Genomic DNA, 25,258 nt, shown 5'->3' on the forward strand with positions numbered 1-25,258 from the left:
ATAACAAGATAACTCTAATCTTATTTTACTGAAAATTCAATTTCAGCGTCTAATTGTAAGGCTTCAATCTTGAAATTTTACATAACCTCTCACACTGAACCATTTTTTCAGACAATTCTAAGCGGAGTAGGCTGATACGGATCTGTGTCTTGCAGGCGCACGGCAGCTTGGGTATCAATATCATGCTGATTCAGCGTCTGTTCAACGGTCATCCGGGCTAAGTCTTTCATGTTGTTGTCCAAACTTAAATGAGCCAAATACACATTCATCCGCCTGTCTTTGACGATATCGGCAAGAGCTGTACCGGCATCCGCATTGGATACATGCCCTTCGTCGCCTAAAATGCGCCGCTTCACACTCCAAGGATACTTGCCCATCCTCAGCATATCCATATCATGATTCGATTCAAAAATCAGTGTATCCGCTTCTTTCGCCATTCCGGCCATATGATCGCTCACATACCCTGTATCGGTTAAAATCATCAATTGTTTTCCGGCATGATAAAAGGAAAAAAACATCGGGTCAGCCGCATCATGCGAAACACCGAACGACTCAACAGCTAAATCTTCAAACGACCATGATTTCCCCCGTTCTGCGTGAAAACGCAAATCGGACGGGATCGAGCCAATACTTTTTTCCATCGCATTCCACGTCTTTTCGTTGGCGTAGATCGGCAGCTGATAACGCCGGGAAAGAATACCGACACCTTTAATATGATCACTGTGTTCATGCGAAACGAGAATTCCGTCGATCTCGCTCGGCGACACGCCGATTTGCTTCAACGACGATTCGATTTTTTTTCCGCTCAAACCGGCATCGACTAATAAACGCTGTTTTCCCGTTTCAAGATAAATTGCGTTTCCTGTACTCCCGCTTGCGAGTATACTGAACTTAAAGCTCATATCGTCTTTCACTCCATCGATTGTATCGTTTGCAGTTCTCCTTGCTGTGCATCGACGAAAAACCATTCATCGTCTGCTTCGATTCGCCAAACCGGCGCATATACTTGAAAATCTGCATCCGGCTCGACCAAACTGTAATACCTCAGTTCAGCGTCTTCAACAACCGTATTCATTCGAATATGCTGCTGGTTAAACAGTCTCTCAACCACTTCAATCGGTGACAAAAGCTCCTGCACCCTGTCTTGCTCGGAAACATTTACCATCGTTTGCAAGTACGCCTGCACTTGCATATCTTCGTTTAAATGGAGCACCACATGATAATTTTCACGTTCATACTCGTCAATTTTTCGGCCTTCATGCGTCTGATAAAGCCCAATATAATCTTCTTCCTCATTGTATTCAGCGATCTCATACTGTTCGCCTTCATAAATATACTGTTGAGTAAACGCATCAACGCTTGCTGATAAATTCGCGTCTACAAGCTGATACGGCTGCTCTAACAGCGAATAAATCGTGTGTTCATTTAACATTTCGATATCTTGTCTTTCCGTTTCTTGAGCCAAAAACCGTTCGTCAAACGTACGCGGCGAGACCGTAATCGGTCCGGCTTCAATATTTTCATCTTCATCATCGAATCTCATTTCAATGTTGTTCGTTTCAAGGCGGTCCTCTAACGTTGTCTCCGTCATTACCGCTAAATTATCTCCGGACATTTTACTGTAAAGCTGAAAGCCAAGAAAGATATTTAACAAAAGAAACGTTACGATAAAAATCGATTTTGTCTTACTCCAATCCATCCGCAGTCACCTCCGGATCGTCACTGTCATCCCGCTCATGCATCTCCAGCTCGATCCAGCGGTCGCGGACTAAAACAAACCAGCTCGGTTCAAAAGCCGAAAACGACCGGTTGCGATTCATATAATGACCGATCTGTATATCTTGCACCTCATCAACTGCAAACGATTCATTCTCTTCAATAAACGTTTCAACTTCACTGAACGGAGCGAGTTCCCGGTCCGTTTCCGTATCAATCGGCTCTTCAGCCAATTGATAAAGCGGACGGGTATACTCGGTGATGTCTTCGCCTCTTCGTTCCATTTCCATCATATAATACTCCGATTGATTCGTATTCGAAGACATGACGGGAATCCCATCAACATGCATCCGGTAAGATACATGTTCTTCTGTGTCATATTCGGTAAAATCATCCCAATAAAACGTATCCGTCCAACCGGAATGTCCGTTTACAAACGACCTCGTATCATCGATAATATGATCGTCTCCGGCCCTGATGCCATTATGCACATCCGTTTGCGAAAACGACAGAATCATGCCGTCATCGAGAATATGCATCATACGATTGCCGTCCGTATAGGCATTTTCATTGCCTGTTTGATGATATTCTTCAACGAAATCCGGATCGCTGAACAGCACTTGCCGAAACGCTTGCGGCGATAGATCCGTCGTCTCGTACGTATATTGATTCACCGTCAGTTCTTCTGTCAGTACATACCGGACTTGTTGAAACTCAGATTCCGGATCCTCTTCAAATACCCGCGGTTCTGCTGAAGCGCTCGCTCCTTCACCGGACTCCCGGATATCATCAAGCTGTCCTGCTGAAATATCCGTATCAGCTTCATAGATTTGTTCATGTTCGATATCAACAAACTGCAGCACGACCTCAGCGCCGACGGATGAATCATTCTCGGCAGCGACCAAACGGTCAATCTGTTCCAGCGGCAAATCGTTATCTTCAATCGTTAAAATCTCTTCCATAATCTCGCCCGGAACCGCTTCGTCAAAAATAAGCTCAATCGCATTATCAATCGACCGGTCAAGCGAAGGCGCATTATGATTTCCCCGCTGTACCAAGTAATCGATTTCGACATCTTGCAGTTCATCGAGAACCGTTTTATAAAGGTTATCTTTCGAGGAAATATAATCAATGTTTTCCCCTTGATGAGAAATCACTTCGCGCGGATGGATCACAGCGCTCAAGGAGCGCGATTCACCGATATCTTCTATTTCAACATACGACTCATCCGGTTCCTCATTGGTCGAGCGATAATCAGGCTGATATGACCAAAGCATCCAAGTCATAACGATGCTTGATACGATTAACACCCACAATACACCTGTTTTGATCATTTCAATCATTTTTGATCACCGCCCTCATCCGCATACGGCAAACTGAATGAAAACATTGTGCCTTTTCCCCATTCACTGGAAACCCAAATATTCCCTCCGTGCGCAACAGCGATCTCTTTAGCAATCGCAAGACCCAGGCCGGTTCCGCCTAAGTTGCGGGAACGGGCTTTATCAACGCGGTAAAAGCGGTCAAAGACGTGCGGAATGTTTTCTTTTGGTATACCGACACCTTCATCTTTCACACTGATAATAATCCACTCTTTATCCAATCTCATCGATGCTGTGATCGTTCCGCCTTCCGGGGAATATTTCACCGCGTTCGAGACGATATTGTCCATAAGCTGCATCAATTTGTCACGGTCGCCATTGACCGTCACAGCCTGATTCGGCACTTTTCTTTGAAACTGGATTTCCTGATTTTTCGTTGACATCTCAAATCGATCGACAACATGGTTCAGCAAATTCGTCACGTTTAATTCATTAAAATACATTTGATCATCTTTGCTGTCCATTTTAGACAGCTGCAGCAGGTCGTTCACAAGACGAATCATCCGCTCTGTTTCATTCGAGGTCACTTGTACGAAGTGCGGAGCAATATCCGGATCTTCCAATGCTCCGTCATTTAACGCTTCTAAATAACTCTTCATCGAAGTTAACGGTGTTCTCAGTTCGTGCGAAACGTTAGCAACGAACTCCCGTCTTTCCTGTTCTACACGCTCTTGTTCGGTGACATCATGCAGGACAGCAATCAAGCCGTTCAATTCACCGTCTTCTTTTTCGATAACCGAAAAATTCGCCTCCAAGACTAATTCATCTTCTACCGTATCAAAATCAAGTAAAATCGGTTCTGTCATACGATACAAATCGTCAAGCGACATAAAGTGATGAAGATTCAACACTTCTGTAATGTTCTCTTCCATCGCTTTTTCCTGTTCATGATCTAACATTTCTTCCGCCCGGCGGTTCATTAAAATGATCCGGCCTTTGCGGTCGGTTGCGACAACACCGTCTGTCATGTGCGTCAAAACAGATGAAAGCTTACGGCGTTCTCCTTCTGTCGTCGCATTTGCAACTTGCAGTTTGTTCGTTAATTCGTTGAAGGTCGCAGCTAATTGGCCGATCTCATCATCACCGTAAACATGAACATTGCGTGAGAAATCTCCCTTGCCCATCAAATCAGCCTGCCGGCGCATGTCAACAATCGGCCGCGTGATCGTTCGCGATAAAAAGATCCCCAGACCCGCCGTTAATACTAATGAAATCATTGTTCCCGAAAGGAGAATTTGATTAATATCTTGCATCTGATCGTAAATTTCTTCCATCGATGCTTCAATATAGATCGCGCCGATCACCTGATTTTGATCGGTTTCAACGGGTTGAGCTTGTACACGCATGCGCTCGCCTGTATTAGGGTCCGCTAATACAGCGCGTTCTACTGTGCCGACAAGTGCCCGCTTAATCCGAAAATCGGTCGTACGCTGATCCTTATAAATCTCGTGTTCAGGATTCGATACTTGAATGACGTTGCTGTATTCATCAACCACTTGCACATTCGCATTTTCCATTTGAAAAAGTTCGCTTAATATCCCGTCAACACGAGTCTCGAGCGAATCCTCATCTTCATCTTCATCCTCATCTCTCGTCATTTCCTGTTCAACATTGTAAGCCAAAAGCTGAGCCCGTTCATCGAGAGATTCATTAAAATTATCGACGAGCTGATCTTCCAGCTGCTGCGTAAAATAAACACCGATCACCTGCATGGCAATTAAAATCAACAGCACATAAACCGCAACAATTTTAATATGAATCGATTTATAAAATCGAATTTGGTCCATTTCTATTTCTCCTGATCAGGCTGACGGAAATAATAGCCCACTCCGCGACGGGTAGCGATCCACATTGGATTGCTCGGATTGTCTTCTACTTTTTCTCGCAAACGGCGGACAGTGACATCGACCGTGCGAACGTCACCAAAATAATCGTATCCCCAGACAGCTTGCAGCAAATGTTCGCGTGTCATAACCTGGCCGATATGCCGGGCAAGATAATGGATCAATTCAAACTCGCGGTGCGTTAACTCAATCGGATCTCCGCGTTTTGTGACTAAGTAAGCATCGGGTTGAATCGATAAAACACCGATATCGATATTATTCGTTTCCTTTTCCGTGCCTTGCGCCGGAACCTGTTTTCTTCTTAAGTTAGCTTTTACTCGCGCAACCAATTCCCGGGTCCCAAACGGTTTTGTAACGTAATCATCTGCACCGAGTTCCAAGCCAAGCACCTTATCAATCTCCGAATCTTTTGCTGTGAGCATAATGATCGGCATATCGTACGTTTTTCGAACTTCGCGGCATACTTCCATCCCGTCCCGATAAGGCAGCATAATATCAAGCAAAATGAGATCGGGAACATGCTGATTTACTTTTTCGAGCGCTTCGTTGCCATCGTAAGCGCAAACGACTTCGAACCCTTCTTTTTCAAGACCGAATTGCAAAATATCTGCGATCGGTTTCTCGTCATCAACTACTAAAATGAGTTGCTTATCCATGTTTACACCAACTCCTCTTCGTACTAGCATCATCTTTTCTATTCTAACATAAGTGGCTTTCTTTTCGCTTATATATCAAGGCGCGTGTCTTGAAGATTTATGAAAAAGCACCCCGCAGTTATTTCCCAGGAAATAGCTGCAGGATTTCCCGGGAAATAAAAAACCCTGCCTCTTATGAAGAGACAAGGATTCAATACGTTTATGGTGCTGGCCAGAGGACTTGAACCCCCAACCTACTGATTACAAGTCAGTTGCTCTACCAATTGAGCTAGGCCAGCAAAGTGGTGGCTCAGGACGGAATCGAACCGCCGACACACGGATTTTCAGTCCGTTGCTCTACCGACTGAGCTACTGAGCCACTATGTAAAATGGCGGTCCCGACGGGAATCGAACCCGCGATCTCCTGCGTGACAGGCAGGCATGTTAACCGCTACACCACGGGACCTTAAAATTAGGATGTATCGGCGACCTGTACACGCTGACGAAACAGAAAAGCAATTTACTTGCTTTGACTTTGGCAACAAATCAAAGCAAGTAAATGAAATGGTTGCGGGGGGCGGATTTGAACCACCGACCTTTGGGTTATGAGCCCAACGAGCTACCAGACTGCTCCACCCCGCGGCAATATTAATGAATTTGTGCTGTGCTCCCAGCCTTGTTTTCAAGACTGTCTCTTCCGTTCCTCACTGCGTTGCGGTACGTCGAGACAACTCACTTCGTTCGTTGCTCCACCCCGCGGCAATATTAATGAATTTGTGCTGTTCTTTTCAAGGCAACACCGTTCATGCTACCCGATAAAAATCGAAAAGTCAACCTTGAACCGCAAATCATTAGAATGGTGACCCCTACGGGATTCGAACCCGTGTCGCCGCCGTGAAAGGGCGGTGTCTTAACCACTTGACCAAGGGGCCGTAATAATGGTGAGCCATGGAGGATTCGAACCTCCGACCCTCTGATTAAAAGTCAGATGCTCTGCCAGCTGAGCTAATGGCTCATTTCAAAATGTTTCTCAATCACAAGCACAAAAATGATGATACCACGTATAATAAATCGATGCAATCATTCCTGTGAAATTTTCTTTTATATTACCATATTTTTTTACCCGGAGCATCTAAAAAGCTTTCCTTTTGCAGCAAACAAGAAGCAAAAGGAAAGCCCGTATCGTTCCTCGTAACCGTGTAAACAGTCAGTTTACAGATGTCGCAACAACCGCTGTTAAGCAAATACACCGCGGACTAAATTCGTTTGATCGCGATCTGGTCCGACTGAAAACATTGAAAGCGGAATACCGGTCAGCTGCGAGATTCGTTCTACGTAATAAATCGCATTTCGCGGCAGTTCATGCAATGAACGTACGCCGGTGATGTCTTCCGTCCAGCCCGGCATTTCTTCGTAAACCGGTTCGCATTCCGCAAGCTTTTTCAAGCTCGCCGGGAATTCTTCAATAATTTCTCCGCGGTACTTATAAGCTGTGCAGATTTTTAATGTTTCAATGCCGGTCAACACATCGATTGAATTTAATGACAAATCGGTGATCCCGCTGACCCGGCGGGCATGACGCACAACAACACTGTCAAACCAGCCGACACGCCGGGGGCGTCCGGTCGTCGTCCCGTACTCATTGCCGACGTCGCGAATATGCGAACCGGTCTCATCGGTCAGTTCAGTCGGAAAAGGCCCATCGCCGACGCGGGTCGTATAGGCTTTAGACACACCCAAGACGTGATCAATCTTTGACGGCCCTACCCCGGAACCGATCGTTACACCGCCGGCAATCGGATTAGAAGATGTCACAAACGGGTAGGTACCTTGATCGATGTCGAGCATTACCCCTTGCGCTCCTTCAAACAAGACGCGTTTTCCGTCGTCAAGATGATCGTTTAAGATGACCGATGTATCGGTGACATAATCAGCAAATTGCTGACCGTATGCAAAATACTCTTCAAAAATATCTTCAATGGCAAACCCTTCGGTTTCGTACATTTTTTCAAACAGCCGGTTTTTTTCCCGCAAATTAATTTCCAGTTTCTCTTCAAACGTCTCTTTATCTAATAAATCAGTAATACGAATGCCGATGCGGGCAGCTTTGTCCATATAAGCGGGACCGATGCCTTTTTTCGTCGTGCCGATTTTATTTTCGCCTTTGTTCTCTTCTTCTAAACTGTCCAGCTTTAAATGGTACGGAAGAATAACGTGTGCGCGGTTGCTGATTTTCAAATTGCTTGTATCAACATTGTGTGCATGAAGATACTCAAGCTCTTCCACCAGCGCTTTAGGGTCAATAACCATGCCGTTTCCGATCACGCAAAGTTTATCTTCATAAAAGATACCGGATGGAATTAAATGCAGTTTATAAGTTGTATCATTAAAGACGATCGTGTGACCAGCATTATTTCCGCCTTGATAACGGGCAATTATCTCAGCCTGTTCTGATAAATAATCTGTGATTTTTCCTTTTCCTTCATCTCCCCATTGCGTGCCAACGACGACAACTGACGGCATGAACGGACACCTCCGCAAGTAATAATTTTTTGATCGTTCGTATTCTTTGCCTGACTGACCACCGTCAGTGTATCACCGGGCGGGGATTCGGTCAATATTTTCCGAACATTAAATAGATGATATCCGTTTTCGTTCGTGTTAAGACAGCCGTTTCCGATGAAGCGCAGACAAAAATTTATGCGCCGGGCGGCATGTCATTGTCATCAAAGCGCCGCTCTAAATCGACGAACTTATTGTACTGTTTTACAAATGCCAGTTCGACCGTTCCGACCGGCCCGTTTCGCTGTTTAGAAATGATGATTTCAATGATGTCTTTTTGCTCGGTTTCTTGGTCGTAATAATCATCGCGGTAGAGAAAAGCAACAATGTCAGCGTCTTGTTCAATACTTCCAGATTCACGGATATCCGACATCATCGGCCGTTTATCTTGGCGCGATTCGACCCCGCGTGAAAGCTGCGAAAGTGCAATAACCGGGACATCCAGTTCTCTCGCCAGCCCTTTCAGTTCCCGGGAAATTTCCGACACTTCCTGTTGACGCCCTTCGCCGCTTCTGGAATCTCCTGCTATCAGCTGCAAGTAGTCGATCATAATCATCCCGAGTCCGCGTTCTTGTTTTAATTTCCGGCATTTTGAACGGACATCTTTCACCTTGATCCCGGGAGTGTCATCAATGTAAATACCGGCTTTCGACAGCGAACCCATCGCCATCGTCAGTTTTTGCCAATCTTCATCGGCTAAATGTCCGGTCCGGAGTTTTTGGGCATCAATATTTCCTTCCGCACAAAGCATCCGCATGACGAGCTGATCGGAACCCATTTCCAAACTGAAAATCGCGACGTTTTCTTCGGTCTTCGTCGCAATGTTTTGTGAAATGTTCAAAGCGAATGCGGTTTTCCCGACAGACGGCCGGGCGGCAACGATAATGAAATCGCTGCGCTGAAAACCTGCTGTTATCCGGTCCAATTCTGTAAAGCCCGTCGGAATGCCGGTGACTTCTCCATCCATATACTGAAGCATTTCAATTTTATCGAACGCATCGAGCAGCACATCTTTGATTTCAACAAATTCGCCGCCGTCTTTCTTCTGGGCAACCTCAAGAATTTTCTTTTCTGCTTCATTTAAAATTAAATCGACATCTTCTCCGCCCGCGTATCCTTCGGCAGCAATATTCGTCGCTGTACGGATCAGCCGGCGGAGCAGCGATTTCTCCTCGACGATGCGGCTGTAGTAGCCTGCATTTGCAGCTGTCGGGACGAAATTTGCGAGATCCGTCAAATAACCGACTCCGCCAATTTCTTCCAGTGTTTCTTTATCCTCCAGCTCCGCCGTCAATGTCACTAAATCAACCGGCTCATTCTTCTCATGCAAATCGATCATCGCTGTAAAAATCCGCTGATGAGCCGCACGGTAAAAATCCTCCGGGACAAGCCGTTCAGAAGATGTAATCAGGGCTTGCGGATCCAAAAAAACCGCGCCGAGCACAGCTTGTTCAGCTTCGATATTTTGCGGAGGTGTACGGTCGGCATATTGGTCCATCATTTCTTCATCCCTCATTTTCTGCAGCGCCCGCTTAGTCGGCACTGCCGTGTTCTAAAAAAACCGGACCGATCGTATCGATCCGGAAACCATATGGTCTTACGCTTCTGCTACGTGAATTTTTAGCGTCGCTGTCACTTTCGGGTGAACTTTTACTTCCACATTTGTATAACCGAGATTTCGAATCGGCTCTTTCATTTCAATTTTGCGTTTATCAATGTGCAGATTCATTTTTTTCAATTCTTCCGCTACTTGTTTGTTTGTCACGGCTCCGAACAACCGGCCTTTATCGCCTGCTTTGGCCTGCAGTTCAACCGTTGTATTTTCCAGCTGTTCTTTGAATTGATAGGCTTCATCCAATTCCTTTTGTGCTTGACGTTCTTCGCTTTCCTTTTGTTTCTCCAAAGCTTTCATGTTTCCTTTATTTGCTTCGACAGCGAGGTTGTTTTTTAGCAGGTAATTACGGGCATACCCTTCGGAAACATCCTTTAACTCGCCTTTCTTGCCTTTGCCTTTAACATCTTGCAAAAAAATTACTTTCATGACGAATCTCCTCCCATAAAATACTCATCGATTGTCGTTTTGAGCTGTTCTTCAACTTCTTCGATCGTCTCGGCCTCAAGCTGTGTAGCGGCATTCGTTAAATGTCCGCCGCCGTCCAGCTTTTCCATGATCAGCTGCACATTGACATCTCCTAATGAACGTGCACTGATACTGACACGGCCGTCTTTTAATTTCGATATTACAAAAGATGCGACGACATCGTTCATCGTGAGAAGCGTATCGGCTGCTTGCGCGATCAGCACTTGGTTGTACGATGCAGCCGAATCGCCTTTCGCAATTGCCATACCGCCGGTATAAATGTATGCATTCTCTACAAGTTTAGCACGCTTGACGTACTCAGCTAAATCTTCTTTTAATAATTTTTGTACGAGAACCGTATCCGCCCCGCGGCTGCGCAAGTATGAAGCCGCATCAAACGTTCGTGCACCTGTGCGGATCGCAAAACTTTTTGTATCGACAATGATACCGGCTAAAAGCGCTGTCGATTCAAATACACCGAGACGCGGATTCGCAGGCTGGTACTCGAGAAGTTCTGTAACCAGTTCAGCTGTCGACGACGCATACGGTTCCATATAAACGAGCACCGTGCCGGCGATAAAATCTTCGCCGCGGCGGTGGTGATCGATGACAATCGTCCGTTCCACCTCATCGACAAGCTTTTCCTCCACGACAAGCGACGGTTTATGCGTATCGACTACGACGAGAAGCGTTTCTTCCGTCGCGTATTCACGCGCTTCTTCCGGCGTCATAAAACTCGACCATAAATCTTCATAGCCTTCCACTTCTTCAAGGAGCTTTTGCACATTTTGGTTCATATCTTCAGGATCGACAATGATATATCCGTCTTTTCCGTTTGTTTCAGCGATTTTCAACATCCCGATCGCTGAGCCGATTGAATCCATATCCGGATTTTTATGGCCCATAATATAAACTTTATCACTTTCTTTAATAAAGTCGCGAATCGCGTGAGAAATGACACGGGCGCGGACTCTCGTCCGTTTTTCTACAGCATTGGATTTGCCGCCGTAAAATCGCACTTTGCCGTTCTTTTCTTTAATCGCAACTTGATCCCCGCCTCTGCCGAGCGCCAGATCCAAACTCGACTGGGCAAGATTGCCCAATTCTCTTAACGACGGCTCGCCGCTTCCGATCCCGATGCTTAACGTTAACGAGACTTTTTCTTCAGCTGTTTTTTCCCGAATATCATCCAGAAGCGTGAACCGGCTGTCTTCCAAGTCTTTTAATGCTCCCTGATTAAAAATCGCAATAAACCGGTCCGACGCTGTCCGGCGGATTAAAATATCGTTTTCACGCGACCACTGATTAAGCGTATCTGTCACGTGCGCCAAAAGCCGGCTGCGGACTTGATCTTCCAGTCCTTGGGTGACTTCATCGTAATTGTCTAAATAGATAAAACCGATCGCTGTTTGATCATTTTCATACAGCAGTTTGTACTCTTGCTCTTCTGTAACGTTGAAGAAATAAAGCAGCCGTTCATTCGGGTTATGCTGAATCCGGTACGTATGACCGTACAGATCGAGATGAATCACTTTTTCATTTTCATTTACCTGCTCAAGCAGTTCAGGAGACAATTTTTCCAGCGACTGTCCTTGTAAATCCGCAGCAGCGAGTTTTGACAAAAACGGATTGACCCATTGAATCACTTGGTTCTCATTGTATAAAAGCATACCGAGAGGCAGTTCTGTCACGGCCTCCTCGCCCGCTTTATTTACTCTGTAGGACAGCGTTGAAATATATTGCGACAAATCGCGTTCAAATTCGGAACGGGCTTTGATCGTAAAATAAAACACTCCTAATAAGAGGACAAACGCAGCTGCCCCTAATTCCCATTGGTAAAGCGTGATAATAAATGAAAAAAGAGCCGACATGATAAGCAGAGCGATAACGTGATAGCCGTGCCAGCGCTTCAATAGATTGTTCGGCATGTTTTCATCTCCTAACCTTGATCCGACATCCTTTTACGCAAATCGAACCCTAAATCAATTATACCTAAGATTCGGACAATCTGCAGGAAAAGCGGGAAAAGCAATGTTACGATCATAATTGCCAGCGGCAGTGCCATCGTCTTTCCTTTATTGTAAAAATAGTAAAAAATCAGCGCAAAACCTTGGATAACCATGACTGTTTCCAAAATCGGGCGCAGATTGGAAACAACGGTATGAACCGCCGTCCCTTGATCAAAATCCATCAGGATAAACATATACATAAGCAAATAATACCAAATAAACGCTTTGGAAAAATACCAAGCCCTAAGAGGCGGAAAACGGCCTGCATTAAAACCCTGCTTCCGTAAAATACCGCCTGTTGCGATTTGCGTGATAAAGGCAAACGCAACACCGAAAATAACGATCAATGCCGGTGCGATGACCGGAATATGCTCAATCAGCTCATAAATACCGTCCATCGCATCCGTCGCGCCGCCGTCGGTAATCATTAAGAGTTGTTCAGACATCTCCGCCGATTCCGTCATCGCCTCCTGAAATTCTCCGACCAAGTCGACATCGAATAAGAGCATCGCCCCTAAATAAAGGATGACAACCGCGCCCACTGTACTGAGAGCCGTTCCGGCAAATACACCGAAGGCCGGATAATCGCGTCTGTACAATTCTCCCAGAACTACTCCCGGAACGACTAAAAGAAGAAATAAGAAGAGCGATAAAACACCTGTAATTAAATATAACAGGAAGAAAGCGACGAGGCCGAAGCCGATGCCAAAGTTCAGCTCATATTTATATGTAAAAAAAGCAATCGGAAACGGAATCAGCACCGCAAGGAAGATACCGACTGCAGGCAGCCATATTAACAGCAGACTGAGCGCGAAAAACAATGCTGCCATTTTCACCGCATCGCTCTGCATGCTTGATTGTTTCATCATCTAACCCTCTCTTCCAACAAAACCCGCGAATTATATTTTATCATTCAACCGATTGAAAACAAATAATATGCAAAACAGCGGGCTCTTTCCCGCAACATAAGAAAAAACCTCTGGTCGAAATGACCAGAGGCTGCTGAGTTATTCAGAAACATACGGCAACAATGCCATCGTGCGCGCCCGTTTAACAGCTGTTGTCAGCTGACGCTGGTACTTTGCAGATGTGCCTGTTACTCGGCGCGGAAGAATCTTTCCTCGTTCGGAAATAAATTTCTTCAGCAATTCAGTGTCTTTATAGTCAATCTTTGTGATCTTATTGACTGTAAAGTAACACACTTTTCTGCGTTTTGGCCGACCTCTGCGTCCCATTTTAACTCCTCCTTTTTTAAATATTTATCACGTTCAAACGTTTTGAACGTTAAAACGGCAAATCATCATCGTTAATATCAATCGGTTTTCCATCTCCAGCAAACGGGTCATCGTCGGCTTGCGGAGAATTTCCTTGATTATGCTGACCGCCTTGATTTCCAGGGGTGCTTTGACCAAAATTTTGATTTTGGTTCGAATTCGGATTGGATGCATAACCGCCGTAATTAGACTGATCGCCGCTTTGGCTTTGACCGCCGGACGAACCTTTCGGCTCAAGAAACTGAACGCTTTCGCCGACAACTTCCGTCACGTAGATGCGGCGCCCTTCATTGTTTTCATAATTGCGCGTCTGCATGCGGCCGTCAACACCCGCCATACTTCCTTTTTTCAAAAAGTTTGCGACGTTTTCAGCCTGCTTTCGCCAGACAACAATGTTAATGAAGTCCGCTTCACGATTTCCTTGCTGGTTCGAAAACGGGCGGTTAACAGCTAACGTGAACGATGTGACCGCTACACCATTAGCTGTGTAACGCAGTTCTGGATCTTTCGTTAAACGTCCGACCAGGACGACCCGGTTTATCATCCGAATTCCTCCCCGTTTTATAATATCCTGCTGTGATTGCGTTTTAGACTCAGTCGTCTTCGCGGACGATGATCGAACGGAGCATGTTATCGTTCATAGAACTCAGACGATTAAACTCATCAAGCGCTTCTTTGTTCGCTTTAACTTTGAGAATAACGTAATAGCCTTCGCCGAAATCATTAATTTCATAAGCTAAACGCTTTTTCCCTTTTTCGTCTGTTTCTGTTACTTCTGCGCCGTTGTTCGTCAAGATTGTATTGAAGCGTTCAACTGTATCTTTAACAGCTTGTTCTTCAATATCCGGACGGACAATGTACATAATTTCATAGTTGCGCATAACCTTTCACCTCCTTTTGGACTGGGCCCTCTCTATTTCAGAAAGAGCAAGGAGCAACGTCATATTCGTTTTGCTCGCAAGACATTATTATATCAGACATCCAACCGGCCGACAACAATGAATTTCAAAACTCCTTCATGCTGACGAATCATCTCTTTGCGCCTTTGTACATGCAAAACTGCGGCCGGTGCTCTTCGTTTGCAGAACCCGCGCCGCAGTTTGCTGACAGCTGCTGATCAGATAGAATTTTTCACTGCCGATTGTTTCACGTGAAACAACCGTGCTACACGTTAAACCGAAAATGAATCACGTCGCCGTCTTTAACCGTGTAATCCTTGCCTTCCAAACCGACTTTGCCGGCTTCTTTTGCTGCATTCATCGATCCCGCCGCCATAAGATCATCATAAGCCACGACTTCCGCTTTAATGAAGCCGCGCTCAAAATCCGTGTGAATAACGCCCGCCGCTTGAGGAGCTTTCGTTCCGCTGCGGATTGTCCAAGCGCGCACTTCCTGTTTGCCTGCCGTAAAGAACGTTTCCAATCCGAGCAGCTGATAAGATGCCTTAATCAACTGATCGAGGCCGGATTCTTTAATGCCGAGATCGTCGAGAAATTCCTGTTTTTCATCGCCTTCAAGTTCAGCAATCTCTGCTTCAATTTTCGCGCAGACGACAATGACTTCGGCGTTTTCTTCTTTCGCCAGCTTGCGCACTTTTTCAACGTGTTCATTGCCGGAAGGATCGGCAATTTCATCTTCACTGACATTCGCGGCATACAAAACGGGCTTTTCTGTCAATAAATGCAGCCCTTTGACAATTTTCTTTTCGTCATCGGAAAATTCCAGGCTCCGTGCCGGTTTTTCCTCTTCGAACGCATCGCGCAATTTTATCAGCACATTATATTCCTGAACAGCGTCCTTATCTTTTTGCTTCGCCATTTTTTCGACTTTTGCAAGGCGCTTTTCGACCGTTTCTAAATCGGCGAGAATAAGCTCAAGATTGATGACTTGAATATCGCGGATCGGATCGACACCGCCGGATACGTGCGTTACATTGTCGTCTTGAAAACAGCGCACAACGTGCGAAATCGCGTCCACTTGGCGAATGTGCGACAAAAATTGGTTGCCGAGCCCTTCACCTTTGCTCGCTCCTTCGACAATTCCTGCAATATCTGTAAACTCGAACGCTGTCGGAACAGTTTTTTCCGGGACGACAAGGTCTGTTAATTTCTCAAGCCGCTCATCCGGCACTTCAACGATTCCGACGTTTGGGTCAATTGTGCAGAACGGGTAATTGGCCGACTCGGCCCCTGCCTGTGTGATTGCATTAAAAAGTGTCGATTTGCCGACATTCGGCAATCCGACTATTCCTGTTGTTAAAGCCATGATTATATACTCCTTTACTCTCTTCGTTCAATTAGCGTGTGTTGTCAGCTTTTTATCAAATATGCATATCAATTATAGAGATTTCCGGACTCCTTGACAACTCCGGTGCAAACAGCGCTTCACTGCATTATTCGTGTGCGTCTGCTTTCTCCAGCACCCGCTTGAGCTTTTTTTCAAATTCTTTTCTCGGTAACATGACACTGTGGCCGCACCCTGTACACTTCATGCGAATGTCCATGCCGAGACGGATAATTTTCCAGCGGTTCTCTCCGCAAGGGTGACCTTTTTTCATCTCGACAATATCATAAAGATCATAGGCCGCTTTTCCCATCTCGTTTTGCCCCCCTCTTATCAATAACAGATTATAACCCGATCGATCTGCTTGCAAAGCTGAACAGAACAGCCAGCAAAATCGCCGGCAGCAAATTTGCTACGCGGATTTTTTCCAGCCCGAGCAAATTCAAACCAATTGCCATAATCATAATCCCGCCGACAGCGGTAATTTCGTCAATCAGCTGATTTAATTGCTGCTCAGGCACGGCTGTTACAATCCACGACGCTGCTAATGCGATCGCGCCTTGATAAAGCACAACAGGAACCGCCGAAAACATCACACCGATGCCCATCGTCGCGGCAAACACGATCGAAGAAAATCCGTCTAACAGCGATTTTGTCAAAAGCACGGAGTGATCCCCGCGAAAACCGCTGTCCAGCGCGCCGACGATCGCCATCGCGCCGACAACAAACAACAGCGTCGCAGCCACAAAACCTTCCGCTAACGTACTGTGCCCTTGTTTGTTTAATCGTCTTTCCAGCATATTGCCGAATTCGTTTAATTTTCCCTCTAAGTTCATCCGCTCACCGATGATCGCGCCGATTGCCAAGCTGAAAATAAGCAGCAGAAATTCGTCTCCCTCAAATGCCATCGTCAAACCTAACACAAAAACAGATAAACCGATCGCTTTCATCACTGTCTCTTGCATTCCTCGGGAAAAACCTTTCACGCTCATGCCGATCCAAGCGCCGAGGATAATCGCCAAACCATTCACAATCGTGCCGAACAAAACCATTTAATTTCCCTGCAATCCTTGCTGAATTTCAACGATCGCTTCGGTTAAATAATCAACATCGCTTGACGAATGATACACACCGAAACTGACACGAACGAGCCCTGTCTCCACTGTACCGTACCTGGCATGTGTCAGCGGCGAACAGTGCAGACCCGCACGAACAGCGGTGTTATAATAACTGTCTAAAATCAGCCCCAGTTCATTGCTGTCGACTCCGTCGATGCGAAAGGAAACGACACCAAGACGCTCCGGCACCGCACCCGGACCGATGATTTCCACACCGCTTAACTGCTCCAGACTGAGAATAAACTGACAGGCAAGTTCATTCTCATGCCGGCGGATTTCAGCCGGCCCCAGTCTGTTGACCTCGGCAATGCCTGCAGCCAGTCCAGCAATCCCCGGTGTGTTCAATGTTCCGCTTTCCCATCCGATCGGCCATTCATCCGGCTGTTCAGCGTCTTCGGAACGGCTGCCGGTACCGCCGGCAATTAACGGACGGAGATCAATCCCTTCCCGGACGAGCAGAACTCCGGTTCCTTGCGGTCCAAGAAGCCCTTTATGCCCCGGAAAAGCAAGCATATCAAGATTATTTTTTTCAGCATCAATCGGAACGACGCCTGCCGTTTGCGAGGCGTCGACACAGAACAAAGCCGGATGGTTTTTCACGGCCGCACCGATGTCTTCAATCGGCAGACATTCACCGGTCACATTCGAACCGTGTGTAACGATCACGAGCTTCGTATTTTCGCACAAGCTCTCCGAAATAACTTCAGCCCAGGAATTTTGCGGGTTTTCCGGGTAAACAAAATCGACCTCCACACCGCGTTCTTTTTTCAGCCGCTCCAGCGGCCTGCGCACCGCATTATGCTCAAGGTCCGTCGCAATGATACGGTCGCCGGCTTCCCATTGCAGACCTTCCACCGCCTGGTTTAAAGCCGTTGTCGCGTTCAAAGAAAAGAGTACACGGTCTTTTCCGAAACCGCCGAACATCTCATTAATAAGTTTTCTTGTCTGTTCAACTTTGTCAAACGCGGTTTTAGACAGACGGTGCCCGCTTCTTCCCGGGTTCGCTCCATAATCATTCACAGCTTCTTTCATCGCTTCAGCCACAGACGCCGGTTTCGGATAACTCGACGCTGCATGATCAAAATAGTACACGGTTCTGCCTCCTTCCGCCTCTCTCTGCGCAAAGCAAAATTATACAGAAAAAGGAACGCCAGAATCGATTTCCGGCGCCTTCATGATCAAACTTCATCCTCTTCTTTTTGCATCAGCTGCAAGATTCGGTCCAAGTCCTCTTCGCTGAAGAAATCAATTTCGATTTTCCCTTTTTTCTGGCCTTTTTTAATCGCCACGTTGGTTCCGAAATACGATTTTAAATCAGATTCCCGTTCTCTCAAATACGGAGGCAAGGCCGGTTTTTTTCTTGTTTCACGTGAAACATTCTCATTCGCCTGTTGAATCCATGCTTCCAGCTGGCGGACGTTCATATGTTCTTTAATGATTTTTTGCAGCACCGCCGTCAGCTGATTTTCATTTTTCAGTCCCAGAAGTGCACGGGCATGACCGCTCGAGATTTTTCCTTCGGCAAGGTACTCCTGGACAAGATGCGGCGCTTGCAGCAAACGCAAATGGTTGGCGATGTGCGGCCGGCTTTTGCCGAGACGTTTGGCAAGCTCATCTTGAGTCATTTGCAAATGTTCCATAAGTTTTTGATACGCTTTTGCTTCTTCCAAAGCTGTAAGGTTTTCGCGCTGCAGGTTTTCCACCAGCGCCATTTCCATCATTTCATCTTCAGTCAGATCTTTCACAACGGCCGGAACCGTTTTAAGGCCTGCCTCTTTTGCCGCCCGGTAGCGGCGTTCGCCGACGACGATTTCATAACCTTTAATGCTGCTTTGGCGGACAATCAGCGGCTGTAAAATCCCGTGCTGTTCGATTGAAGACTTTAATTCATCAATTGCTCCATCGTTAAAGTCTTTCCGGGGCTGATAAGGGTTCGGCCGCAGATCAGCAATCCGGACTTCCTGAACGTTGTCTTCTTCTTGTTCGGATTCCGGAAAAAAAGCTCCAATACCTTTGCCTAATCCTCTAGCCATGGCTGATCACTTCCTTCGCTAGTTCTACATAAACTTCCGCTCCCTTGGATTTAGGGTCGTAGGAAATTATCGACTCGCCGTAGCTCGGCGCCTCCCCAAGCCGGACATTCCTCGGGATAATCGTATGAAACACTTTTTCTTGAAAGTACTTTTTCACTTCCTCGATCACTTGCAAGCCTAAGTTTGTCCGTGCATCCAGCATCGTTAACAGCACCCCTTCGATTTCAAGGTTATGGTTGAGGTGTTTTTGTACGAGCCGGACCGTGTTCAAAAGTTGGCTCAACCCTTCCATCGCATAGTACTCACACTGCACCGGAATCAATACGGAGTCGCTTGCCGTCAAGGAGTTCAATGTCAATAAACCGAGTGACGGCGGACAATCAATAATGATGTAATCGTACTGGTCGCGAATTTGATCGACCGCATTCTTCAGCCTCACCTCGCGCGAAATCGTCGGAACGAGTTCGATTTCAGCTCCGGCGAGCTGAATTGTCGACGGAAGAACAAATAAATTTTCCATTTTTGAAGCGATGATAACATTTTGCGGTTTTTGATCTTCAACAAGCACATTATAGATGCACTCGTTTACTTCGCCTTTGTCAATTCCGACACCGCTCGTCGTGTTGCCTTGCGGGTCGATGTCGATCATGAGCACGGTGTTGCCTTCTTTAGCTAAACCGGCCCCTAGATTGACAGCCGTCGTCGTTTTGCCGACCCCGCCTTTTTGATTCGCTATCGCCATTACTTTTCCCAACTATGTCACCTGCCTCATTGCTAGCATTTATCAGCGTGCGCATCTGTCTCTTGACAGTTTATCATGAACAGAACTCAGTTTGATTTGCGTAAATAAAATTTAATACATGCCGCAAAAAAGCCGCCTTCGCCGAAGCGATACGGCTTCTTTCCTTTTTTACAGGTCATTGCAACCGCTTATTCATTTGCTTTTCGGTATCCGGATCGTAACTTGATAATAATCATCATAATCCTCTTCTTCTGTATCGATATCCATCCCCGTTTTCGCTACCATATCAACAGATTCACGGATTGTGTTAACCGCAAGACGGGTGTCTTTTGAGACGGCTTTTCGAACGGGTTTTTGTTTCTTTTCCGGTTTATCTGCCGTCCATTTTTTTATCGTTTCTTCCGTCTGCTGAACATTCAATTCGTCCTGTAAAATTTTGTTCAGCAATTTCTCTTGCAGTTCCGGATCTTTCAGTCCGAGCATAGAACGGGCGTGCCTCTCTGTTATCCGCCGTTCTAATAACGCGTTTTGCACGCTCGGAATCAACTGAAGAAGGCGCATTTTGTTCGCAACGGCCGATTGGCTTTTACCGATTCGCTGTGCGAGGCTCTCCTGCGTTAAACCGTGAATATCAAGCAGCTTCCTGTATGCTTTTGCCTCTTCAATCGATGTCAGTTCTTCACGCTGCAGATTTTCAATTAAAGCAATCGATGCGGTTTTAGCATCATCAAATTCTTTCACAACAGACGGAACCGTTTCCCACTGGAGCATTTGAACAGCGCGATAACGTCTTTCACCGGCAATGATTTCGTACTTTCCTTCCCGCTCGCGTACGACGATCGGCTGGATCATGCCGTGCGTGCGGAGAGTTTCTGCCAGTTCTTCAATCTTTTCCTCATCAAATACGGTCCGCGGTTGGAAAGGATTCGGTACAATCTCTTCCAGCGGAAGCTGCTGCACTTCCTGCCTGCTTACATCCATTTCCTCTTCCAGTTCGCCGTCTTTTTCATGAAGACCAAATAATTTAGAAAACGATTGTTTCATGGATACCACCTTCGTTCTGCTGCCTCTTTAACATATGTACGAAAAAAGAAAACAGCTTAGCATAGCGTCTAATCTTATACCGCAAGACTATCGGCCCGGTTATTCGTATGTTTCACGTGAAACATTTTATACGTCATACACATCTTCCAGTATACGTGAGAATGTTCATTTCATCTAGAAGAAATCAGCAATCTTTTCTCTATCCTATCGCATCCCGGCAAAAAAAAGAAAGCATCCGAACCGGAAATTCGGCGGATGCTCGGCAGCTGAGAGCTATTCGATCGGCTGTTTATTCGGTACACCGGCTTTACGCGGGTATTTTTCCGGAGTTTTTTTCTTCTTGTCAACGACAATGACGGCCCGTTCACCGCCGTTTTCCGGTAAATGAAACTGCTCAAAAAGCGAAACCTCGCCGCCGAGAGCAGCAATCGCTTTAGATGCTGCTTCTTTTTCAGCAGCGGCGCCGGCTCCTTTAAGTGCAGCGAACCGCCCTCCCGGTACGGCAAAAGGCAAGCACAGCTCGGTCAACACACTCATGCGCGCGACAGCCCGGGACAGAACAAGATCATACTGCTCGCGCTGTTCTTTCTTTTGTGCAAACGTTTCAGCCCGGTCGTGGTAAAAAGAAATGCCTGTCAGTTCCAATTCTTCAGCCAATGTATTTAAAAATGTGATCCGTTTGTTCAAGGAATCGACAATCGACACGTGAATATCCGGAAAACATATCTTCAGCGGAACGGATGGGAAACCTGCGCCGGCCCCCACATCCAACACGCGAACCGGCTTGGAAAAATCGAGAAAGAAAGCCGCCGTGACAGAATCATAGAAGTGTTTTAAATAAACCCCTTCTGCATCTGTGATCGCGGTTAAATTCATCCGCTCATTCCAGTCCGCCAAAAGTTCATAGTAACGGCGGAATTGAGCCATTTGCCGATCATTGAGCTCAATGCCCTTTTCTAACAGTGAGCGGCGAAATGTTTCTTCGTCCATGTCTGGTCACCTCATTTAATTTGATGCCGGTGTTTCGGTTTCCGGCTCGGAAGTCCGCTGTAAATTTCCCTGCTCTAAATAGACAAGCAGAACAGAGATATCCGACGGGTTCACACCGGAAACACGCGATGCCTGTGCCACCGACAACGGCCGTACTTCCGACAGTTTTTGCCGCGCTTCATAAGCGATACCGTTGATTTGCATATAATCTAAATTCTCGGGGATTTTTTTGTTTTCCATATTTTTAAGCTTATCAACTTGTTCCATCTGTTTGGCGATATAACCTTCGTATTTTACTGTAATTTCAACTTGCTCGGCAACTTCAGGAGCAAGAGTTTTTGGCGGCGGCGTCAGCTGCGCAATATGCTCATAACTGATTTCCGGGCGTTTGAGTATCACATCAGCCGCAAGCGCTTCTTTCATTTGTGCGGTACCCGCATCGGCCATCACTTGATTTACTGTTTCGTCCGGTTTTATCACCGCTTTTCGCAGCCGTTGCACTTCAGCATCAATTTCTTTTTCTTTGTTCTTAAACCGTTCGTAACGATCGTTTGAAATTAAGCCGGCCTGATAGCCCTTTTCCAGTAAGCGGAAATCAGCGTTGTCATGACGGAGAAGCAGCCGGTATTCGGCTCTTGATGTCAACAGCCGGTAAGGCTCATTCGTGCCTTTTGTTACAAGGTCGTCAATCAGCACACCGATATAAGCTTCCGAGCGGTCAAGAATAAGCGGATCGCGGTTTTGCGCCGCAAGCGCCGCATTGATTCCGGCCATGATCCCTTGGCCGGCCGCCTCTTCATAACCGCTTGTACCGTTAATTTGTCCGGCTGTAAACAGCCCTGATATTTTCTTTGTTTCTAGTGACGGCCACAGCTGTGTCGGCACGATCGCGTCGTATTCAATCGCATAGCCCGGACGCATCATCCGCACATTCTCCAGGCCGGGAACACTTTTTAAGATCCGGTGCTGGACATCTTCCGGAAGGCTCGTGGACAGCCCCTGCACATAAACTTCCTTCGTGCTTCTGCCTTCCGGTTCAAGAAAGATTTGATGGCGCGGTTTGTCGTGAAAACGGACAATTTTATCCTCGATCGACGGACAATAACGCGGGCCGGTACCTTCAACCATCCCGGAATACATCGGCGAACGCTGTAAATTATCGTTAATGAGACTGTGCGTTTCTTCGTTTGTATACGTCAGCCAGCACGGCAGCTGATCGGTAATATACTCCGTTGTTTCAAAGGAAAAAGCGCGCGCAACATCATCGCCGGGCTGTTTTTCCGTTTTTGAGTAATCGATTGAATTTCCGTTTACGCGCGGAGGTGTCCCGGTTTTGAAGCGTTCCATTTCAAAGCCCATCTCCTGCAGCCGGTAAGACAAATTGACCGACGGCTGCATATTATTCGGACCGCTCTCATAAGACAGTTCGCCGAGAATAACTTTGCCGCGCAAATACGTTCCGGTCGTAATGACGACTGTTTCAGCGTAATACTTGGCACCGGTTTGCGTGATTACCCCCCGGACTGCACCGTTTTCAACAATTAAATCTTCAACCATCCCTTGGCGTAAGATCAGGTTTTCGGTATCTTCAATCGTTTCTTTCATTTCCTGCTGGTACGTAAATTTATCAGCTTGTGCCCGCAACGCCCGGACTGCAGGACCTTTGCCGGTATTGAGCATCCGCATTTGGATGTGCGTCTTATCAATATTGCGAGCCATTTCTCCGCCGAGCGCATCGATTTCCCGTACAACAATGCCTTTAGCCGGTCCGCCGACTGAAGGGTTGCACGGCATAAAAGCAACCGCGTCCAAGTTCAAAGTCAGCATCAGTGTATCCGCACCCATCCGCGCTGAAGCGAGTCCCGCTTCTACACCAGCGTGCCCCGCTCCGACGACGATGACATCAAATTCTCCTCCGTGATAACTCACAGTATTTCCTCCTTTATATTATACAGCAACATGTCCGTTTTCTATTTACCTAAACAAAACTGTGCAAACAATTGATCAATTAAACTTTCATTCACTTGGTCGCCAATCACTTCGCCGAGAAGCTCCCAAGCTTTCGTAATATCAATTTGCACCATATCAACAGGCATACCCTCTTCGGCAGCTGTCATCGCTTCATCGACAGCTTTTTTCGCATCGGTTAACAGCGCGATATGCCGGGAATTCGATACATACGACATATCGCCTGTCTCTAAATCACCTTCAAAAAAAAGTCCCCGGATCGCTTCTTCCAGTTCATCGACACCGCGGTCTTCCAAAAGCGATGTTGTCACAACCGGACGATCGCCGGCAATTTCTTTCACACGTGCGAGATCAATCCGGTCTTCTAAATCATTCTTGTTCACGATGATGATCGCATCGTGTCCTTCTGTCAAACGGAACAGTTCTTGATCTTCTTCTGTGAGCGGCTCATTTTGATTGACGACTACCAGCACAAGCTCGCCTTCGCCGACGAGTTTACGCGATCGTTCAACGCCGATCCGTTCAACCTTGTCTTCGGTTTCGCGAATACCCGCCGTATCTAAAAGACGCAGCGGCACGCCGCGAACGTTGACGTATTCTTCAACGACATCTCGGGTTGTCCCCGGAATATCTGTCACAATTGCTTTATTTTCATGAACGAGACTGTTTAACAATGACGATTTTCCGACGTTCGGACGCCCGATAATTACCGTTGACAGACCTTCGCGTAAAATTTTGCCCTGATGCGCTGTTCTGAGGAGTCGGTCAATATCTTCCCGAACCGCTCCCCCTTTTGTTCTCAGCACTTCCAGTGTCATCTCTTCCGCGTCAAATTCCGGGTAATCGATATTCACTTCAACATGCGCGACCGTTTCCAACAGTTCTTGACGAAGCCGCTGAATACGCTCAGCCAGCTTGCCTTCCACTTGATTCATCGCGACATTCATCGCCCGTTCTGTTTTCGCCTGGATTAAATCCATCACGCCTTCCGCCTGAGACAAATCAATCCGGCCGTTTAAAAACGCGCGCTTCGTGAATTCGCCCGGTTCAGCCAATCTCGCGCCATTATTTAACACGAGCTGAAGCACCCGGTTCACGGAGGTAATCCCGCCGTGACAATTAATTTCAACCATGTCTTCCTTCGTATATGTTTTTGGTCCGCGCAATACCGAAACCATCACTTCTTCAACCGTTTCATTAACATCCGGATCAATCAAATGACCGTAATTAATCGTATGGGTTGAGGCCTGTGCCAATGGATGCTTTCCTTTATACAGTTTATCCGCAATCGGCAGCGAATCTCCTCCTGAGAGACGGACAATTCCGATCGCCCCTTCTCCCATCGGTGTTGAGATTGCTGCAATCGTATCAAAATCCACGTCAGCCTCACCTCGTTATTTTATAGAAATCTGATTTATCCACAAACCATGTTCTGTGACTCCAACTCGAGAGAATATCATATTCATGAGTGATTATAAAGTATAGCCGGATAAATTGCACGAATTACTTATGCACATGTGGATAACGTCAAAATACTCCTGAATAATCCACAAAAAAACTGCATCCGGTTTTTTCCGG

General features: G+C 46.5%; 23 protein-coding genes and 6 tRNA genes. All 29 read right to left on the reverse strand.

What is annotated here, in order from left to right; all coding sequences use genetic code 11:
* Positions 1 to 107: 107 nt before the first annotated feature.
* The 29 genes from EDD67_RS02700 to mnmE all read right to left on the reverse strand — a co-directional run bounded on the left by EDD67_RS02700 (position 108) and on the right by mnmE (position 25,059).
* Entirely contained in the window at positions 108 to 902 is a 795-nt protein-coding gene (locus EDD67_RS02700; RefSeq protein WP_121440490.1) for an MBL fold metallo-hydrolase, read from the reverse strand.
* A gap of 8 nt (positions 903 to 910) precedes the next feature.
* On the reverse strand, positions 911 to 1,699 hold the full coding sequence (locus EDD67_RS02705) for a two-component system regulatory protein YycI (protein ID WP_121440467.1): 789 nt from the start codon (positions 1,697 to 1,699) through the stop codon (positions 911 to 913).
* Positions 1,686 to 3,059 carry a YycH family regulatory protein gene (locus tag EDD67_RS02710; protein ID WP_121440468.1) on the reverse strand — a complete coding sequence of 458 codons (1,374 nt, stop codon included), beginning with the start codon at positions 3,057 to 3,059 and terminating at the stop codon, positions 1,686 to 1,688. Before EDD67_RS02710 ends, EDD67_RS02705 begins: the two co-directional genes overlap by 14 nt.
* Entirely contained in the window at positions 3,056 to 4,885 is a 1,830-nt protein-coding gene (walK, locus tag EDD67_RS02715; protein ID WP_121440469.1) for a cell wall metabolism sensor histidine kinase WalK, read from the reverse strand. The genes EDD67_RS02710 and walK overlap by 4 nt, the downstream gene beginning before the upstream one ends.
* Before the next feature lie 2 nt (positions 4,886 to 4,887).
* Positions 4,888 to 5,598, reverse strand: a complete 711-nt coding sequence (yycF, locus tag EDD67_RS02720; protein WP_093074984.1) for a response regulator YycF — start codon at positions 5,596 to 5,598, stop codon at positions 4,888 to 4,890.
* Between the two features lie 202 nt (positions 5,599 to 5,800).
* Positions 5,801 to 5,876: transfer RNA gene (locus EDD67_RS02725), tRNA-Thr, on the reverse strand.
* A 4-nt stretch (positions 5,877 to 5,880) separates the two neighbouring features.
* Positions 5,881 to 5,956: transfer RNA gene (locus tag EDD67_RS02730), tRNA-Phe, on the reverse strand.
* Positions 5,957 to 5,967: 11 nt separating this feature from the next.
* Positions 5,968 to 6,043, reverse strand: a tRNA-Asp gene (locus tag EDD67_RS02735).
* A 99-nt stretch (positions 6,044 to 6,142) separates the two neighbouring features.
* Positions 6,143 to 6,219, reverse strand: a tRNA-Met gene (locus EDD67_RS02740).
* A 215-nt stretch (positions 6,220 to 6,434) separates the two neighbouring features.
* Positions 6,435 to 6,509: transfer RNA gene (locus EDD67_RS02745), tRNA-Glu, on the reverse strand.
* 7 nt (positions 6,510 to 6,516) lie between these two features.
* Positions 6,517 to 6,592 (reverse strand) — tRNA-Lys (locus EDD67_RS02750).
* Positions 6,593 to 6,813: 221 nt separating this feature from the next.
* Positions 6,814 to 8,100 carry an adenylosuccinate synthase gene (locus tag EDD67_RS02755; protein ID WP_093074901.1) on the reverse strand — a complete coding sequence of 429 codons (1,287 nt, stop codon included), beginning with the start codon at positions 8,098 to 8,100 and terminating at the stop codon, positions 6,814 to 6,816.
* 175 nt (positions 8,101 to 8,275) lie between these two features.
* Positions 8,276 to 9,640: a replicative DNA helicase gene (dnaB, locus tag EDD67_RS02760; protein WP_121440470.1), complete on the reverse strand. Its 1,365-nt coding sequence runs from the start codon at positions 9,638 to 9,640 to the stop codon at positions 8,276 to 8,278.
* A 96-nt stretch (positions 9,641 to 9,736) separates the two neighbouring features.
* On the reverse strand, positions 9,737 to 10,180 hold the full coding sequence (gene rplI, locus EDD67_RS02765) for a 50S ribosomal protein L9 (protein ID WP_093074898.1): 444 nt from the start codon (positions 10,178 to 10,180) through the stop codon (positions 9,737 to 9,739).
* Positions 10,177 to 12,147 carry a DHH family phosphoesterase gene (locus EDD67_RS02770; protein WP_121440471.1) on the reverse strand — a complete coding sequence of 657 codons (1,971 nt, stop codon included), beginning with the start codon at positions 12,145 to 12,147 and terminating at the stop codon, positions 10,177 to 10,179. Before EDD67_RS02770 ends, rplI begins: the two co-directional genes overlap by 4 nt.
* A gap of 11 nt (positions 12,148 to 12,158) precedes the next feature.
* Positions 12,159 to 13,097, reverse strand: coding sequence for a YybS family protein (locus tag EDD67_RS02775; RefSeq protein WP_121440472.1), 939 nt, complete (start codon positions 13,095 to 13,097; stop codon positions 12,159 to 12,161).
* Positions 13,098 to 13,235: 138 nt separating this feature from the next.
* Complete coding sequence (gene rpsR / locus EDD67_RS02780) at positions 13,236 to 13,463, reverse strand: 30S ribosomal protein S18 (protein ID WP_093074889.1); 228 nt, start codon at positions 13,461 to 13,463, stop codon at positions 13,236 to 13,238.
* Between the two features lie 49 nt (positions 13,464 to 13,512).
* The gene (gene ssb, locus EDD67_RS02785) at positions 13,513 to 14,046 is read right to left on the reverse strand and encodes a single-stranded DNA-binding protein (RefSeq protein ID WP_093074886.1); all 534 of its coding nucleotides are present in this window, start codon (positions 14,044 to 14,046) and stop codon (positions 13,513 to 13,515) included.
* 49 nt (positions 14,047 to 14,095) lie between these two features.
* Positions 14,096 to 14,383, reverse strand: coding sequence for a 30S ribosomal protein S6 (rpsF, locus tag EDD67_RS02790; protein ID WP_093074883.1), 288 nt, complete (start codon positions 14,381 to 14,383; stop codon positions 14,096 to 14,098).
* Between the two features lie 283 nt (positions 14,384 to 14,666).
* Positions 14,667 to 15,767, reverse strand: coding sequence for a redox-regulated ATPase YchF (gene ychF, locus EDD67_RS02795; RefSeq protein ID WP_121440473.1), 1,101 nt, complete (start codon positions 15,765 to 15,767; stop codon positions 14,667 to 14,669).
* 127 nt (positions 15,768 to 15,894) lie between these two features.
* Positions 15,895 to 16,098, reverse strand: coding sequence for a DUF951 domain-containing protein (locus tag EDD67_RS02800; protein WP_093074877.1), 204 nt, complete (start codon positions 16,096 to 16,098; stop codon positions 15,895 to 15,897).
* Between the two features lie 31 nt (positions 16,099 to 16,129).
* Positions 16,130 to 16,837, reverse strand: coding sequence for a DUF554 domain-containing protein (locus tag EDD67_RS02805; RefSeq protein WP_093074874.1), 708 nt, complete (start codon positions 16,835 to 16,837; stop codon positions 16,130 to 16,132).
* Positions 16,838 to 17,995 carry an aminotransferase class V-fold PLP-dependent enzyme gene (locus EDD67_RS02810; protein WP_121440474.1) on the reverse strand — a complete coding sequence of 386 codons (1,158 nt, stop codon included), beginning with the start codon at positions 17,993 to 17,995 and terminating at the stop codon, positions 16,838 to 16,840.
* Between the two features lie 86 nt (positions 17,996 to 18,081).
* Positions 18,082 to 18,936 (reverse strand): ParB/RepB/Spo0J family partition protein, encoded by an 855-nt coding sequence (locus EDD67_RS02815; protein WP_121440475.1) that lies wholly within the window; start codon positions 18,934 to 18,936, stop codon positions 18,082 to 18,084.
* The gene (locus EDD67_RS02820) at positions 18,929 to 19,690 is read right to left on the reverse strand and encodes a ParA family protein (RefSeq protein WP_121440476.1); all 762 of its coding nucleotides are present in this window, start codon (positions 19,688 to 19,690) and stop codon (positions 18,929 to 18,931) included. The genes EDD67_RS02815 and EDD67_RS02820 overlap by 8 nt, the downstream gene beginning before the upstream one ends.
* A 180-nt stretch (positions 19,691 to 19,870) precedes the next feature.
* A complete protein-coding gene (gene noc / locus EDD67_RS02825; protein WP_093074862.1) occupies positions 19,871 to 20,722 on the reverse strand; it encodes a nucleoid occlusion protein in 852 nt (283 codons plus the stop codon).
* 273 nt (positions 20,723 to 20,995) lie between these two features.
* Positions 20,996 to 21,712: a 16S rRNA (guanine(527)-N(7))-methyltransferase RsmG gene (gene rsmG, locus EDD67_RS02830; protein ID WP_121440477.1), complete on the reverse strand. Its 717-nt coding sequence runs from the start codon at positions 21,710 to 21,712 to the stop codon at positions 20,996 to 20,998.
* A 15-nt stretch (positions 21,713 to 21,727) separates the two neighbouring features.
* Positions 21,728 to 23,641: a tRNA uridine-5-carboxymethylaminomethyl(34) synthesis enzyme MnmG gene (mnmG, locus tag EDD67_RS02835; protein ID WP_121440478.1), complete on the reverse strand. Its 1,914-nt coding sequence runs from the start codon at positions 23,639 to 23,641 to the stop codon at positions 21,728 to 21,730.
* A gap of 41 nt (positions 23,642 to 23,682) precedes the next feature.
* Positions 23,683 to 25,059, reverse strand: a complete 1,377-nt coding sequence (mnmE, locus tag EDD67_RS02840) for a tRNA uridine-5-carboxymethylaminomethyl(34) synthesis GTPase MnmE (RefSeq protein ID WP_121440479.1) — start codon at positions 25,057 to 25,059, stop codon at positions 23,683 to 23,685.
* Positions 25,060 to 25,258: the final 199 nt, after the last annotated feature.

Origin of the sequence: Salisediminibacterium halotolerans, assembly GCF_003814815.1 — a bacterium.
Lineage (GTDB): Bacteria > Bacillota > Bacilli > Bacillales > Salisediminibacteriaceae > Salisediminibacterium > Salisediminibacterium halotolerans.

Excerpts from the sequence above, each read along its gene's own strand:
- EDD67_RS02700 (WP_121440490.1), bottom strand. The coding sequence starts at position 902 with ATGAGCTTTAAGTTCAGTATACTCGCAAGCGGGAGTACAGGAAACGCA.
- EDD67_RS02705 (WP_121440467.1), bottom strand. The coding sequence starts at position 1,699 with ATGGATTGGAGTAAGACAAAATCGATTTTTATCGTAACGTTTCTTTTG.
- EDD67_RS02710 (WP_121440468.1), bottom strand. The coding sequence starts at position 3,059 with ATGATTGAAATGATCAAAACAGGTGTATTGTGGGTGTTAATCGTATCA.
- walK (WP_121440469.1), bottom strand. The coding sequence starts at position 4,885 with ATGGACCAAATTCGATTTTATAAATCGATTCATATTAAAATTGTTGCG.
- yycF (WP_093074984.1), bottom strand. The coding sequence starts at position 5,598 with ATGGATAAGCAACTCATTTTAGTAGTTGATGACGAGAAACCGATCGCA.
- EDD67_RS02755 (WP_093074901.1), bottom strand. The coding sequence starts at position 8,100 with ATGCCGTCAGTTGTCGTCGTTGGCACGCAATGGGGAGATGAAGGAAAA.
- dnaB (WP_121440470.1), bottom strand. The coding sequence starts at position 9,640 with ATGATGGACCAATATGCCGACCGTACACCTCCGCAAAATATCGAAGCT.
- rplI (WP_093074898.1), bottom strand. The coding sequence starts at position 10,180 with ATGAAAGTAATTTTTTTGCAAGATGTTAAAGGCAAAGGCAAGAAAGGC.
- EDD67_RS02770 (WP_121440471.1), bottom strand. The coding sequence starts at position 12,147 with ATGCCGAACAATCTATTGAAGCGCTGGCACGGCTATCACGTTATCGCT.
- EDD67_RS02775 (WP_121440472.1), bottom strand. The coding sequence starts at position 13,097 with ATGATGAAACAATCAAGCATGCAGAGCGATGCGGTGAAAATGGCAGCA.
- rpsR (WP_093074889.1), bottom strand. The coding sequence starts at position 13,463 with ATGGGACGCAGAGGTCGGCCAAAACGCAGAAAAGTGTGTTACTTTACA.
- ssb (WP_093074886.1), bottom strand. The coding sequence starts at position 14,046 with ATGATAAACCGGGTCGTCCTGGTCGGACGTTTAACGAAAGATCCAGAA.
- rpsF (WP_093074883.1), bottom strand. The coding sequence starts at position 14,383 with ATGCGCAACTATGAAATTATGTACATTGTCCGTCCGGATATTGAAGAA.
- ychF (WP_121440473.1), bottom strand. The coding sequence starts at position 15,767 with ATGGCTTTAACAACAGGAATAGTCGGATTGCCGAATGTCGGCAAATCG.
- EDD67_RS02800 (WP_093074877.1), bottom strand. The coding sequence starts at position 16,098 with ATGGGAAAAGCGGCCTATGATCTTTATGATATTGTCGAGATGAAAAAA.
- EDD67_RS02805 (WP_093074874.1), bottom strand. The coding sequence starts at position 16,837 with ATGGTTTTGTTCGGCACGATTGTGAATGGTTTGGCGATTATCCTCGGC.
- EDD67_RS02815 (WP_121440475.1), bottom strand. The coding sequence starts at position 18,936 with ATGGCTAGAGGATTAGGCAAAGGTATTGGAGCTTTTTTTCCGGAATCC.
- noc (WP_093074862.1), bottom strand. The coding sequence starts at position 20,722 with ATGAAACAATCGTTTTCTAAATTATTTGGTCTTCATGAAAAAGACGGC.
- rsmG (WP_121440477.1), bottom strand. The coding sequence starts at position 21,712 with ATGGACGAAGAAACATTTCGCCGCTCACTGTTAGAAAAGGGCATTGAG.